The sequence below is a fragment of the Halomonas sp. YLGW01 genome, assembly GCF_014840935.1.
In the GTDB taxonomy this organism is placed as follows: domain Bacteria; phylum Pseudomonadota; class Gammaproteobacteria; order Pseudomonadales; family Halomonadaceae; genus Onishia.
In genome coordinates, this window is sequence record NZ_CP062005.1 from 1,726,737 (window position 1) to 1,740,631 (window position 13,895).

At 64.4% G+C, this 13,895-nt stretch carries 11 protein-coding genes; 8 read left to right on the plus strand and 3 right to left on the minus strand.

Annotated features, from left to right (window positions below):
- Positions 1–13 precede the first annotated feature (13 nt).
- The 7 genes from IEJ03_RS08015 (at position 14) to IEJ03_RS08045 (ending at position 7,270) form a co-directional block, all read left to right on the plus strand.
- On the plus strand, positions 14–1,963 hold the full coding sequence (locus tag IEJ03_RS08015) for an acetoacetate--CoA ligase (RefSeq protein ID WP_192034298.1): 1,950 nt from the start codon (positions 14–16) through the stop codon (positions 1,961–1,963).
- A 149-nt stretch (positions 1,964–2,112) separates the two neighbouring features.
- A complete protein-coding gene (locus tag IEJ03_RS08020) occupies positions 2,113–2,985 on the plus strand; it encodes an acyltransferase (protein ID WP_192034300.1) in 873 nt (290 codons plus the stop codon).
- A complete protein-coding gene (locus tag IEJ03_RS08025; RefSeq protein ID WP_192034302.1) occupies positions 2,931–3,839 on the plus strand; it encodes a M23 family metallopeptidase in 909 nt (302 codons plus the stop codon). The genes IEJ03_RS08020 and IEJ03_RS08025 overlap by 55 nt, the downstream gene beginning before the upstream one ends.
- 27 nt (positions 3,840–3,866) lie before the next feature.
- On the plus strand, positions 3,867–4,808 hold the full coding sequence (locus IEJ03_RS08030; protein ID WP_192034303.1) for a DUF4349 domain-containing protein: 942 nt from the start codon (positions 3,867–3,869) through the stop codon (positions 4,806–4,808).
- A gap of 116 nt (positions 4,809–4,924) precedes the next feature.
- Complete coding sequence (locus tag IEJ03_RS08035; RefSeq protein ID WP_192034306.1) at positions 4,925–6,079, plus strand: glycosyltransferase family 1 protein; 1,155 nt, start codon at positions 4,925–4,927, stop codon at positions 6,077–6,079.
- Positions 6,051–6,602 carry a phosphatase PAP2 family protein gene (locus IEJ03_RS08040; protein ID WP_192034308.1) on the plus strand — a complete coding sequence of 184 codons (552 nt, stop codon included), beginning with the start codon at positions 6,051–6,053 and terminating at the stop codon, positions 6,600–6,602. The genes IEJ03_RS08035 and IEJ03_RS08040 overlap by 29 nt, the downstream gene beginning before the upstream one ends.
- A 44-nt stretch (positions 6,603–6,646) precedes the next feature.
- Entirely contained in the window at positions 6,647–7,270 is a 624-nt protein-coding gene (locus IEJ03_RS08045; protein WP_192034310.1) for an alpha-ketoglutarate-dependent dioxygenase AlkB, read from the plus strand.
- A 39-nt stretch (positions 7,271–7,309) separates the two neighbouring features.
- On the opposite strand, the gene IEJ03_RS08050 is transcribed toward IEJ03_RS08045, so the two are convergent.
- The 3 genes from IEJ03_RS08050 to IEJ03_RS08060 all read right to left on the minus strand — a co-directional run bounded on the left by IEJ03_RS08050 (position 7,310) and on the right by IEJ03_RS08060 (position 12,869).
- Entirely contained in the window at positions 7,310–10,033 is a 2,724-nt protein-coding gene (locus IEJ03_RS08050; RefSeq protein ID WP_192034311.1) for a cation-transporting P-type ATPase, read from the minus strand.
- A 275-nt stretch (positions 10,034–10,308) separates the two neighbouring features.
- A complete protein-coding gene (gene gcvT, locus IEJ03_RS08055; RefSeq protein WP_192034312.1) occupies positions 10,309–11,421 on the minus strand; it encodes a glycine cleavage system aminomethyltransferase GcvT in 1,113 nt (370 codons plus the stop codon).
- 68 nt (positions 11,422–11,489) lie between these two features.
- The gene (locus IEJ03_RS08060) at positions 11,490–12,869 is read right to left on the minus strand and encodes a sodium:alanine symporter family protein (protein WP_192034313.1); all 1,380 of its coding nucleotides are present in this window, start codon (positions 12,867–12,869) and stop codon (positions 11,490–11,492) included.
- Between the two features lie 594 nt (positions 12,870–13,463).
- Between IEJ03_RS08060 and gcvH the strand changes: the two genes are divergently transcribed.
- Entirely contained in the window at positions 13,464–13,859 is a 396-nt protein-coding gene (gene gcvH, locus IEJ03_RS08065; protein WP_192034314.1) for a glycine cleavage system protein GcvH, read from the plus strand.
- The last annotated feature ends 36 nt before the right edge of the window (positions 13,860–13,895 follow it).

Genomic DNA, 13,895 nt, shown 5'->3' on the forward strand with positions numbered 1-13,895 from the left:
ATGGGAGGGGGCGATGTCGACACCCCTGTGGCAACCCGATCCCGCGGCCATGGCCGCCACCCGGATGAGTGCGCTGATGCGGCGCATCGAGGCCGAGTTTGACGTCGCCCTGGAGGATTATGCGGCGCTGCATGCCTTCAGCGTTCAGCACCTGGACGACTTCTGGGGCCTGTTATGGGAGGAGTTCGGCATCATCGCCGAGACGCGCGGCACCCGCGTGCTGGAAGCTCCCGAGGCGATGCCGGGGGCGCGCTGGTTTCCCGACGCCCGTCTCAACATGGCCGAGAACCTGCTGTGGCGCCGCGATGACCACCCCGCCCTGATCTGTTGCGATGAGCGGGGCCGGCGACGTGTGCTCAGCTATGCCGACCTCTACCTGTGTGTGGCTCGCCTGGCCAAGGCACTGAAGGCCCACGGCGTGACGGCAGGCGACCGGGTCGCGGGCATCGTGCCCAACAGCGAACAGGCCGTGATCGCCATGCTCGCCAGCGCCAGCCTCGGCGCGGTCTGGTCTTCCTGCTCGCCAGACTTCGGCCATCACGGGCTCCTCGACCGATTCGGCCAGATCGAGCCCAAGGTGCTGATCGCCGCCGACGGCTACGTCTGGAACGGACAGTCCATCGATATCCGCGAGCGGGTGGCCAGTGTCGCCGCGGTGCTCCCCTCGCTCGAGGTACTGCTGATCTTTCCCTTCCTCGACGACGCCCCCGACCTCTCCGCGATCGACGGCGCCATCCCCTGGGCGCAATTCGTCGACACCGATGCCCACGAGATCGCGTTCACGCCGCTGCCCTTCGCGCATCCGCTCTATATTCTCTATTCCTCGGGGACCACCGGCACGCCCAAATGCATCGTGCATGGCGCGGGCGGCACTCTGCTCCAGCACCTGAAGGAACATCGCCTGCACACGGACCTGACGGACGAGGACGTGCTGTTCTATTACACCACCTGCGGGTGGATGATGTGGAACTGGCTGGTCTCCGGTCTCGCCACCGGCGCCAGCCTGGTCCTCTACGACGGCTCGCCCTTCGCGCCAGCGCCCGACACCCTATGGGCGCTGGCCGAGCGTGAGCGCATCAGCGTCTTCGGGACCAGCGCCAAGTACCTCGCCGCCTGCGAGAAGCAGGGCCTGACACCGGGCCGTCGCTACGATCTGCAGGCGCTGCGTACGCTCCTTTCCACCGGCTCGCCCCTACTCCACGAGTCCTACGATTACGCCTACCGCGAGATCAAGGCAGACCTGCTTCTGGTGTCGATGTCCGGGGGCACCGACATCGTGTCCTGCTTTGCGCTGGGCTGCCCGATTCGCCCGGTCTACCGTGGCCAGCTTCAGTGCCGGGGGCTCGGCATGGCCGTCGATGTCGTCGATGATCAGGGCCGATCGCTAATCGGCGAGAAGGGTGAGCTGGTCTGTTCCCGCCCCTTCCCCTCCATGCCCATCGGCTTCTGGAACGATCCCGACGATACCCGCTATCGGGAGGCCTACTTCTCGACCTTCCCCGGCATCTGGGCCCATGGCGACTACGCCGAGATCACCCCCGAGGATGGCCTGATCATCCACGGGCGCTCGGACGCCGTGCTCAACCCGGGCGGGGTACGGATCGGCACCGCCGAGATCTACCGCCAGGTGGAGAAAATCGATGAGGTACTGGAATCCCTGTGCATCGGTCAGGAGTGGCAGGACGACGTGCGAGTGGTGCTGTTCGTGCGCCTGCGAGACGGCATCACGCTGGATGACTCGCTGCGCGAGCGCATTCGCCGGACGATCCGCGCCAACACGACGTCTCGCCATGTGCCGGCGAGAATCCTTGAGGTCTCCGATATTCCTCGCACCCTGTCGGGCAAGATCGTCGAGTTGGCGGTGCGCAACGTGGTGCATGGCCGCCCGGTCAACAATCAGGATGCACTGGCCAACCCCGAGGCCCTCAAACTCTTCGAGAACCGGCCCGAACTCAAGACCTGAGCTTCCCGGCCGTCGCCTGGCCGGGTGCGACCGACAGGCCAGCCGTGATCGACGGTCAGTCGGGGCCACGGCGTTGATCCCGCTGCTGGGCAGTTCCCGGGACATGCAGTAGCATTGGTCGCCTGCGCCAAGTCGTTGAAGGAGAACGCATGTCGACCCTCAAAGGGCTCGTCAGTCTGCTGCTGCTGGTGATCAACACCCTGTTCTGGGCGATTCCGCTGCTCATCCTGATCCTGCTCAAGCTGATCACCCCCGGCCGCCCCCTGCAGCGCCAGCTGCTCAAGGTGCTCAATGCGATCGCCGTGCAGTGGATCGGCTTCAACCTGTGGTGGATGCGCCACTGGCTCGAGCCCGACCTCGAGATCCGGGTGCCGGAAGAGCTCAGTCCCGACCGCTGGTGGCTAGTCATCGCCAACCACCAGAGCTGGACCGATATCTTCATGCTGCAGATGGCTCTGCATCGGCGCATCCCGATTCCGCGCTTCTTCATCAAGCGGGAACTGATCTGGATTCCGGTCATCGGGCTAGCCTGGTGGGCGCTGGAGTTTCCGTTCATGCGGCGCTACTCCCGCGAGGTCCTCGAGAAGAATCCCGACCTGGCCCGGCGTGACCGCGAGGCCACCCACCGCATGTGCGAACGGGCGCAGGACATGCCCACCGCGATCTACAACTTCGTCGAGGGCACCCGGCTCACGCCGGCCAAGCATGACGCCCAGCAAAGCCCCTATCGCCACCTGCTGCGACCCAAGGCCGGCGGCACTGCCCAGGTCATCGGCTTGATGGGCCACCGGCTCAGCGGCATTCTCGACGTGACCATCGACTATGCCGAACCAGAGCCCACCTTCTGGCGCTTTCTCTGCGGCCGCGAGGGCGCGATCCGGGTCTGCGTGAGACGGCTCGAGGTCCCGACCTGGATGCCGGGCGGCGACTATCATCAGGACCCGGATTACAAGGAACGCTTCCAGACATGGATCAACGCGCTGTGGCACGACAAGGATCGTATCCTCGACGCCAAGACCTGAGCCTCGCCGCCTTACTGGTACTAGTGCTTCTCGCCGGCTGTGCCAGTTCCGGGGGGTGGGGCCAGCCGGTCACACCCGGCAACTGGATCAGCGTGCAGCGCGGCGACACTCTCGGCGAACTGGCCCGGCAGGCCGATGTGCCCCTCAAGCGACTGCAACGCTTCAATCCGGGCGTCGAGGCCCGCTCGCTGGCCATCGGCCAGCGCCTGCTGATCCCGACCCAGCAGGAGCGCGCGCCCCATGGTGGCCCCTATCGCTATCAGGTGCGTCCCGGCGACACCTATTCGGCCATCGCCCGGCACTTTCGGACCCGGTCCAGTCGCCTGAGCGCGGCCAATCCCGGCGTCGATGCCTCGTCGCTGCGGGTCGGCCAGCTGATCCAGGTGCCCTTGAGGGATGTCAGCCCCACGCGTCGTGTCGCCTCCCGGCCATCCTCCTCGCCTGCCCAGACCTCGCCGCCCAGCACCCCGGCCCCCTTGCCGTCATCCTCCGGCAGCTGGCCCTGGCCCCTTGCGGATCACCGGGTCGCTCGGCCATTCGGCAAGGATGCACGCGGCACCCTGCAACCCATGTTGCTGGCCAGCGACACGTCGGACGAGGCCCTGGCCGTGGCCGATGGCGAGGTCCGTTTTGCCGGCAGCATGCGCCAGCTGGGACGGGTTGTGATCGTGCACCATGCCGATAATCTGCAGAGCGTCTATGCCCTGTGCCGATCGATTGCGGTTAGTGTCGGCGAACAAGTGAGTCGAGGCACGACGCTATGCCGGGCAAGCGACGGCGATGGGGGTCACCAGCTACTCTTCGATATGCGCCGCGCCGGCAAGCCCATCGACCCCCGCCGGATACTCCGCTAGGTGGGACACTTTGCCAAGGAGGGCAATATGCCCAGATCGATCCGCCTATTGGCCGTTGCCGGCTCCATCATGATGCTCGGTGGCTGCTTCGATGAAGAGTCAGGTCGCTCGTCTCACCAACTCGTGGCCGAACGCACAGCCCCGCCTCAGTTGAGTTCCATGCAGGCCAGCGCCCCCGCCGGCGCCAAGATGCAGGAAAGCGTGGCGGCAGATACCACCGGCGACGCACAGCGGCGCATCGAGGAACGTCGCAGCTACGACCTGCGCTACGGCGAGGCCACGCCTCTTCGGGAGGAATATCGCGCCATCCTGTCCATCTGCTCGGCTGATGACGCCTGTCAGGTCGAAAATTCGGCCGTACAGAATCCCCGCCAAGGCTTGGCCTCCGCCTCGCTCAACCTGCGGCTGGCGCGCGAGGCCATGGCCGGGAGTGGCGTGATCGCCTTGATCGAGGCTTCCCCTGCCCTGGAGTCCGCCCAGGTCCATCGTGATGATCGATCACGCCAGATGATCGATCTCCAGGCCCGCCTGGAGCAGCAGGAAGCACTGCGCGATCGCCTCATGGAGCTGGCACGCCAGGGCCGAGAGTTCGATCAGCGCTCCATCAATGATCTGCTGCAGGTCGAGCGTGAGCTGGCCCGGGTCCAGGGCCAGATCGAGTCGATGCGAGGGCAGATGAATCATCTTGCCCATGTGACCGACACCGTTCTCGTGCAGGTCCGTCAGCGTGAACAGCGGTGGGCCGAACGTCGCGACGACGGCCCGCTGGCGCCGCTGTGGCGGGCACTGGAGCGTAGCGTCTCGCTGTTCTTCGAGTCGCTGGGGCAGGTCGTGCTGGTGGTGGTCTTCCTGACGCCCTGGCTCGTGCTCGGCATCCCGCTGCTGTGGACGATGACCAAGGTCTGGAAGCGCGTCAGGCTCAGCTGGCGCCGCTTTAAGGCGAATCGGGTGAGTTCCCGAAAGACCTGAGCCCCTATTCACCCGACCGGTGAGGCCGTCATGCAGCCTTCACCATTTCGTCCCTGTCCTGTCATTGGCCTGCGTGATGCTGTCATCACGACTCATGGACAGGACACACGAGCCCTATGCGCATCTGCCTCGTCAGCGAAACCTGGTCGCCGGATATCAACGGCGTGGCGCATACGCTGAGCCACATCAGCCGCGAGCTGGCTGCACGCAACATCACGCTGCAGCTGGTACGGCCGCGGCCCGACGACGGCAGCCAGGCCGAAGAGATCACGGATGAGCTCCAGGTCAAGGGGGTTCACCTGCCCGGCTATCAGGTGGTCAAGCTCGGACTGCCTGCAGGCAGCACCCTGCGGCGCCTGTGGCAGACGCGGCGTCCTGATGTGGTCTACATCGCCACCGAAGGGCCGCTCGGGTGGTCGGCGCTCCGCCAGGCGCGACGACTGGGACTGCCGGTCGCGAGCGGCTTTCATACCAATTTCGATCATTATGTCGGGGATTACGGCCTCGGCTGGCTGAAAGGCACCGTCTCGGCGGTGTTGCGCCACTTCCATAATCGCACCGACGCCACCCTGGTGCCGACGGCGTCTCAGGCACGGATGCTCACGGCTCAGGGCTTCGCCAACGTCAAGGTCATGAGCCGAGGCATCGATGCACGCCATTTCTCGCCCGGCAAGCGCGACCCGGCGCTTCGCCGGTCCTGGGGCGCCGGTGAGCACCAGCCGGTGGCGCTGCATGTGGGACGCCTGGCCAGTGAAAAGAACCTCGACCTGCTGGTGGACAGCGTGCAGGCGATGCAGCGGGCGCAGCCGGACCTGATCACCGTACTGGTCGGTGACGGCCCCTTGCGGGAAAGCCTGCAGCGACGCCTGCCGGATGCCATCTTTACCGGTTTCGTCAACCGGGAGACACTGGCCCGCCACTACGCCAGCGCCGACCTGTTCGTCTTCCCTTCCTGCTCCGAGACCTACGGCAACGTGGTCGCCGAGGCGATGGCCAGCGGCCTGGGGGTGGTGGCCTTCGATCATGCCGCCGCCAGCGAGCTGATCGTATCGGGCCGGCAGGGGCTCACCGCCCCTGTCGGGGACAACGATACCTTCATCGAACACGCCACCACCCTCTGCCAGCACCCCGCCCGTTATGGCCAGCTGGGCCGGCAGGCCAGAGCGCGGGTGGCGGACCAGAGCTGGGACCGAATCGCCGATGACTTTCTGCACATCCTCCGCTCGCTTCAGGAGATTTCCGATGACGCCACGCACGCCTGCCGTCTTTGAACGACTCGACCTGCTCGAGTGGAAACTCTGCCACCGGCTGGCCAGTGCCAGTAATACCCGACTGCTGCCGCTAGCAACATTACGGCTCGCCAGCCGGCTCGGCGACTGGCCGGCCTGGGTGGCACTGATCCTGGCGCAGCCCCTGCTGGATGACACCCTGGGCTGGCAGCGTCTGGTGCAGTTCAGCCTGACGGCAGTCGTGGCTCTGCTGTTCTATCGCCTGGTCAAGACACGGCTGTGCCGCGAACGCCCCTCCATCACCTTCGCGTGTATTCCCTGTACCGAGCCGCCCCGCGATCGCTACAGTTTTCCCAGCGGGCATACCATGCATGCGGTGATGTTTACCCTGCTGACCGCCGCCTCCACGCCCTGGCTGCTGGTGATCGTGGCGCCGCTGGCCGCCCTGATCGCGGCATCGCGGGTGGGGCTTGGGTTGCATTACATCAGCGATGTGATCGGCGGCGGACTGATCGGCGTCATGTTTGCCCTGGCCAGCCTCACCTTGCTGACGCCGGCGGTCTGACCCGCCCCCGGGACAGCCGCGACCATGAATGGCATGCTAGCGGCATGAATGACCTGCTCTCTTCCCCACTGCGCTGGCACTGCCTGCTCGAGCATCCCCCTCTGATGCTCGGGCTTGGCCTGCTCGGCGCCGCACGCGCCGATGCGCTCTTTCAGCAAGTGGATCGCGAGCTCGCCTGGCAGCGGCCCAGCCTGACCCTGTATGGACGCGAGCATCCCATCCCACGCAGACAGGTTTGGATGGGTGATGAGGATGCCGCCTACCGCTACTCGGGTCGGGACTTCGTTCCCAGCGCGTGGCATCCAGGCGTCTGGGAGATCAAGGTCGCCATCGAGGAGGCGCTGGCAGCCGCCGGCTCGCCCCAGCGCTTCAATAGCGTCCTGCTCAATCGCTACCGCGATGGTGACGACCGCATGGGCTGGCACAGCGACGACGAACCCGAACTGGGACACGATCCCCTGATCGCCGCCGTAAGCCTCGGCACCGAGCGGCCACTGCGATTTCGCTGGCGAGATCGACGCGTGGACGCCTTCAATGTCTGGCTGCCTCATGACAGCCTGCTGGTCATGGGGCCCGGTACCCAGCGACAACTGCAGCACGCCCTGCTGCCCCGTAAGTTACCCGGCACGCGCATCAGCCTGACCTTTCGTCGGATTTACGGTCGGTGAACCACCTATCCAGGCTCGCTTCTCCTGGCCGTGTACGGATCAGGCCCTCCCCGCCTCGAGACGCCGCCGAATGCACTGGCGCAACCGCTTCTCGATCTCGAGGGCCGCAAACAGCACGATGCCGACCCCGACGATCACCATGCCGTCGCGTAACGGTATGGCCACGGTGGAAAACAGCGCCTGACATGGCGGAAGATAGGTAATCGCGAATTGGGCGACGGTCACGCCGGAGATGGTGGCCCAGACCACTCTCGTGCCCCGCAGGGATCGCCAGCCAAGAGCGCCGCCGTGTAGATTGCGAATGAAGAACAGATGGAAGATTTCCATCACCACCAGGGTATTGAGAGCGATGGTGCGTGCCAGGTCGACGGAGTAGCCCTTCTCGATGGCGAAGGAATACATGCCAAAGACGCCGCCCAGGAACAGGCCCGACACCAGCACGATATGCCAGGCCAGCTCCCGGGTCAGAAGCGGCTGATGCCTCGCCCGCGGTGGCCGATGCATCGCCGCCTCTTCGGTCGGCTCGAAGGCCAGGGCGAGGCCCAGCGTGATCGCCGTGATGAGGTTGACCCACAGAATCTGAATGGCCGTGATCGGCAGCGTCATGCCGAAGAGCAGGGCCACGGCAATGGTCATGGCCTCGCCTGCGTTGGTCGGCAGCGTCCAGCTGATGACCTTCTTGATGTTGTCGTAGACGGTGCGCCCTTCTCTCACCGCGGCCACGATCGAGGCAAAGTTGTCATCCGCCAGCACGAACTCGGCCGCTTCCTTAGCGACTTCGCTCCCCTTGCGGCCCATGGCGATGCCGACGTCGGCGCGCTTGAGCGCTGGCGCATCATTGACGCCGTCGCCGGTCATGGCCGTCGTCATGCCATGAGATTGCAGGGCCATGACGAGCCGGAGCTTGTGCTCCGGGCTCGTACGGGCAAAGACATCGGTTTCCAGCACAGCCGTTGCCAGGGCAGCCTCGTCCATGGCGTCGAGATCGGCCCCTGTCAGCACCTTGTCCGGGTGGCGCAGTCCAACCTGCCTGCCGATGGCGACGGCCGTGCCCTGGTGATCCCCCGTGATCATCTTCACGTCGATGCCCGCACCATGACACTCCGCGATGGCCGCGATCGTTTCGGGGCGCGGCGGATCGATCAGCCCCACCAGACCGGTCATGATCAAGCCATCCATGACGTCCACTCGTTCCAGCACGGTGTGTTCGGGAGCCACCGGCTTATGGGCAAAGGCCAACACACGCTGTCCCTGAGCTGCCGTTTCCTGTGCTTTGTGATACCAGTAGGTCGGCTCGATGGCGCCGATGCGATCGTCCCCCATGCACTGCCTGTCGCACATCGCGATGATCGTCTCCGGCGCACCCTTGATCAGGATGAAGGCATGCCCCTCGTGGTCGTGGTTGAGCGTCGCCATGAAACGATGCTGGGCATCGAAGGGGATGACGTCGGTGCGCCTCCAGCTAGCCATGATGTCTGCTCTATCGAGGCCGAGCTTACCGGATAGCGCCAGCAAGGCGCCTTCCATGGGATCGCCGGCCACGACCCAGCCTTCGTCGCGCTCATGGAGGGCCGCATCGTTGCATAGCAAGGCCGCCCGGCCGAGTTCTTCCAGGATCCGGTGCTCGGTTGGACTCACCTCGGCGTCGTGAAGCCTCAGCTTGCCGCTCGGCTCGTAGCCCATGCCCTCCAGGGAGAAGACATGGGCCTGGGTGATGACGGTTGCCGCCATCATCTCGTTGCGGGTGAGGGTACCGGTCTTGTCGGTGCAAATGACCGATATCGATCCCAGTGTCTCGATAGCGGGGAGCCGCCGGACGATGGCGTTGCGTTTTGCCATCGCCTGTACGCCCACCGCCAGCGTGATGGTAAGGACGGCGGGCAAGCCTTCGGGAATCGCGGCCACTGAGAGCGCCACCACGGCCATGAACATCTCGTCAAAGCCAAAGGGCCCGGTGAGATACCCGGCCCCCAGCAGCACCAGGGCGATGAGCAGGATCACGAGGGTCAACCAGCGGGCGAATACGTTCATCTGCGTGATCAGCGGTGTCGAGAGGGTCTCTAGCCTGGACAACATGCCGCTGATACGTCCGATCTCCGTCTCGCTCCCGGTGGCAACGACGAGCCCGCGCCCCATGCCGCTGGTCACGAGCGTGCCGCTATAGGCCATGCATGCCCTGTCGCCAAGGGGAGCGGTGACCGCCACCGGCACCTTCCCTTTATCGACAGGCAGTGATTCCCCCGTGAGGATGGCTTCCTGCACCTGAAGGCCATTGACCTCCATCAGTCGCACATCGGCCGGCACCCGGTCTCCCGCCTCCAGCATGACCAGGTCGCCTGGCACCAGCGTCTCGCCCTCGATGATCACCCGAGCGCCATCCCGCACGACAGAGGCCTTCAGTGCCAGCATGCCGCTGATGGCCTCCATGGCCCTTTCGGCCTTGCCTTCCTGGAAGAACCCGATCGCGGCATTGGCAATCACTACGACCAGGATCACCAGCGCATCGACCCAATGGCCCAGTGCCGCGGTGATGACGGCGGAGCCGATCAGGACATAGATGAGAATGTTGTGAAAATGGCGCAGAAATCGCACGAAGGCGCTGCGTTTCTGCGCAGCCGGCAGGCGATTCGTCCCGAAGCGACCAAGACGTGTCTCGGCCTCTTGAGAAGACAGACCATGCGGGGTGGCATCCAGGGCCTGCATGACGCTGTCGGAGGGCATGTCATGCCAGCTGGTGCCTGACCTTGCGCGTTCCTTGCTCATCGACCGTCCTCGAGCCGCCGACGCATGGCGCCAGTGTCATCACTTTTCTCGCCGCGATGACCACAGCATAGTGAGTTCCCCGGCGCCTGCGGCATGACCTTGTCGGCTATTTGACCATTTGTGGGCGTCGACCTGGCCGCGGTTCAGAGAAGAGATAGGGCAATAAACGAAAAAGCCGCCTCCCAAGGGAAGCGGCTGATTCGTATTGCTACACGCAAGATAACGGTATATCCAATAAAGGCCGTGCTCTAGTCGACCTCTACGGTACCGATCTCTCAGCCCCGGTAGTAACCCGGGGTCACAAACGGCGTCTTGGTAACGGTCATGGGCAGGCGCTTGCCGCGTACATCGGCAAAGACCTGCGTATCGATGGCCGCCTGATCGATGCTGACATAGCCCATGGCGACGGGCTTGCCGACCGTGGGACCAAAGCCGCCGGAGGTCACCACGCCGATCTTGCGATCCTCGGCATCATAGAGCTCAGCACCTTCACGGACCGGGGCCCGCCCTTCGGCGACCAGCCCTACCCGCTTGCGCTGGTGGTCCTTGGCCTCGACCTGATGCAGCACCATATCGGCGCCCGGGAAGCCCCCGGCGCGCTCGCCGCCACGACGACGCGGCTTGCTCACGGCCCAGATCAGCCCCCCTTCCACCGGCGTGGTGGTGGTGTCGATATCGTGGCCATAGAGACATAGCCCGGCCTCCAGGCGCAGCGAGTCGCGAGCGCCCAGGCCGATCGCCTCGACCTCGTCCTCGGCCAGCAGCCGGCGCGCCAATGCCTCGCTCTGCTCGGCCGGCACCGAGATCTCGAAGCCGTCCTCGCCGGTATAGCCCGCACGGCTGATCCACACCGGGATCCCGTCGATCTCGAAACGACCATGCTGCATGAAGACCATCTCGCAGGCTTCAGGGCACAGGCGCTGCATGACGCTGGCGGCCTTCGGCCCCTGCAGGGCCAGCAGCCCACGATCCAGCACCTCGACCTGGTGATCGCCACCGAGCCCGGTACGCAGATGCGCGATGTCCTGCTCCTTGCAGGCGGCATTGACCACTAGGTAGAGGTGATCCCCCGCATTCACCACCATGAGGTCATCGAGGATGCCGCCGCCGTTGTTGGTGAAAAGCGCATAGCGCTGCATGCCTGCCGGCAGGCCCAGGATGTCGGCCGGGACCAGCGTCTCCAGTGCCGTGGCGGGATCGCTGCCGGTCACCAGCACCTGCCCCATATGGGAGACATCGAAGAGGCCGCAGGCGGCACGCGTGTGTTCATGCTCCTTCTTCACGCCCAGCGGAAACTGCACCGGCATCGAGTAGCCCGCAAAGGGCACCATCTTGCCGCCGAGCTCGACATGCAGGTCATGAAGCGGAGTCTTGTGTAGTTCGTTCATCGGCTTGGTTCATCCCGTACATTGCTGATGGCAGGCGCCGCGACCGCCAGGGCGGTCGCGGCCTTGCTTTACTTGTTGAGCTCTTCGCCGGGCAGGACCGGCTTGCCGTCGAAGTAGTCCTTGGTCAGCTTGAAGACCACCGGCGACAGCAGCGCGAGAGCGATGAGGTTGGGGAACGCCATCATGGCGTTGAAGACGCTGGCCATCAGCCACACGAAGTCCAGGGGCGCCACGGCACCGGCCATGATCGCCACGATGTAGACGATGCGATACGGCTTGATGGCGCGCACACCGAACAGGAATTCGATGCACTTCTCGCCGTAGAAGGCCCAGCCCAGGATGGTGGTAAAGGCGAACACCGCAAGCGCAAAGGACACGATGTACTGTCCGACACCCGGCAGGGATTCATCGAAGGCCAGGGAGGTCAGTGCAGCACCGGTCTCGCCGCTGGTCCACTGGGTGGAGGTCAGGATGGCCAGCGCCGTGATCGAGCACACCACGATGGTGTCCAGGAAGGTCCCCAGCATGGCGATCAGGCCCTGACGCACCGGGTTCTTGGTCTGCGCCGCAGCGTGGGCGATAGGTGCGCTACCCAGGCCAGCCTCGTTGGAGAAGACCCCGCGAGCCACCCCGAACTGGATGGCCTTGGCCACGGCGGCCCCGGCGAAACCACCTGCCGCCGAGATCGGCGAGAAGGCGTGACCGAAGATCAGGCCCAGTGCGCTGCCGATGGCATCGGCGTTGATGATCAGCACCAGAATGCCCGCAAGGACGTAGGCAATGGCCATGATCGGCACCAGCTTACCGGCCACCTTGGCGATGCGACGGATACCACCGAGGATGACGGCGCCGGCCAGCACCATGATCACCACGCCGGTGACCCAGGCCGGAAGACCGATCGACTCTTTGAGGCCGGCGGCCACCGAGTTGGACTGCACGGTGTTGCCGATACCGAAGGCGGCCACGGCACCGAAGAAGGCGAAGGCGCCGCCCAGCCAGGCCCACTTCTTGCCCAGGCCATTGCGGATGTAATACATCGGGCCGCCAACGTGATCACCCGCCTCATCTACCTCGCGGTAGCGCACCGCCAGCACCGCTTCGGAGAACTTGGTGGCCATGCCGACCAGGGCCGTGATCCACATCCAGAAGACCGCGCCCGGTCCGCCGAGGAAGATCGCCGTGGCCACACCGGCGATATTACCGGTACCGATGGTGGCAGACAGCGAGGTCATCAGGGCGTTGAACGGCGAGACTTCACCCTCACCCTCGTCTCCCTTACTGGTTTCCCGTCCTTTCCAGAGCAGTGAGAAGCCGGTCCCCAGGCGACGAATCGGCACCAGCTTGAGGCCCGCCTGCAGATACAGGCCTACCCCCAGCAGCAGGACCAGCATCAGCGGCCCCCACACCACGCCTTCGATTGCTGAAAAGAAACTTGTGATTGCTTCCACGGTTATTCTCCCGTCGTTCATTGTTGTTATGCACCGAGGTGCATTGCCTCAGGCCTCATGATGGGCCGTCCGCGTGATGACGTAACAGCCGATGTACGAACCAGCATCACCATAGCGGAACCCCCCATCTTTGCTCCAGCCTCCCATGTGATTTTTTTGATAAACGCGCAAAAACCAGCACGAAGGTTTATCAATTTGTCTTATTTGCCATGGAAAAAGCCAGTAATTTGCCTCCACACGCGACTAAGGCACCCTTTCTAGCACCAGGGGAAATTGTTTCCTATCAGAAACAACTTTACCTTATAGCGACCCGCCACACCGAGCAAGCCCACTTTCGTTGGACCGGCTTGCCAGGGCGGCTACGCTGGAGGCCTCGTCCGTCTTAGCGTAGCGTTATATACCGCATCATGCCGATCCGTGCCATGCACAGCACGCTGTCGCTCCGGCGGAGATGAACCTCGCCGGAAATCGGCCTAAGATAAGACGAAAGCAGCAACCGCTGTGGTGGGAATCGACGTCACCGGGACTCGCCAAACGTCGCGAAGGACGTTACGATTCTCTTCCAGGTAAACCTTTTTCTTATAGGAAATCGCGATGAGCACTATCCCTGCCAACCTGCGCTACACCGAAAGCCACGAATGGATCCTGGACAACGGAGACGGCACCGTCACCATCGGCATTACCGACCATGCACAGGAAGCACTGGGCGATGTCGTCTTTGTCGATCTGCCGGAAACCGGCCGTGAGCTCGAATCCGGCGAAGAGTTCGGTGTCATCGAATCGGTCAAGGCCGCCTCCGATCTGTACGCACCGCTGGCGGGCGAAGTGCTGGAAGTCAACGAGTCGCTGGAAGATGCGCCGGAAACCGTCAACGAGGCGCCCTACGAGGGTGGCTGGATCGCCAAGCTCAAGCTCGCCGACGCAAGCGCACTGGACAAGCTGCTCGACGCCGACGCTTACACCAAGGTCGCCGAAGCCGACCAGGACTGAGTCCATCCCCGGCGCGGGTGCCCTCTCGCCCGCGCC

Excerpts from the sequence above, each read along its gene's own strand:
- IEJ03_RS08040 (WP_192034308.1), top strand. The coding sequence starts at position 6,051 with ATGACGCCACGCACGCCTGCCGTCTTTGAACGACTCGACCTGCTCGAG.
- IEJ03_RS08035 (WP_192034306.1), top strand. The coding sequence starts at position 4,925 with ATGCGCATCTGCCTCGTCAGCGAAACCTGGTCGCCGGATATCAACGGC.
- IEJ03_RS08015 (WP_192034298.1), top strand. The coding sequence starts at position 14 with ATGTCGACACCCCTGTGGCAACCCGATCCCGCGGCCATGGCCGCCACC.
- gcvH (WP_192034314.1), top strand. The coding sequence starts at position 13,464 with ATGAGCACTATCCCTGCCAACCTGCGCTACACCGAAAGCCACGAATGG.
- IEJ03_RS08045 (WP_192034310.1), top strand. The coding sequence starts at position 6,647 with ATGAATGACCTGCTCTCTTCCCCACTGCGCTGGCACTGCCTGCTCGAG.
- IEJ03_RS08050 (WP_192034311.1), bottom strand. The coding sequence starts at position 10,033 with ATGAGCAAGGAACGCGCAAGGTCAGGCACCAGCTGGCATGACATGCCC.
- gcvT (WP_192034312.1), bottom strand. The coding sequence starts at position 11,421 with ATGAACGAACTACACAAGACTCCGCTTCATGACCTGCATGTCGAGCTC.
- IEJ03_RS08020 (WP_192034300.1), top strand. The coding sequence starts at position 2,113 with ATGTCGACCCTCAAAGGGCTCGTCAGTCTGCTGCTGCTGGTGATCAAC.
- IEJ03_RS08025 (WP_192034302.1), top strand. The coding sequence starts at position 2,931 with ATGGATCAACGCGCTGTGGCACGACAAGGATCGTATCCTCGACGCCAA.
- IEJ03_RS08030 (WP_192034303.1), top strand. The coding sequence starts at position 3,867 with ATGCCCAGATCGATCCGCCTATTGGCCGTTGCCGGCTCCATCATGATG.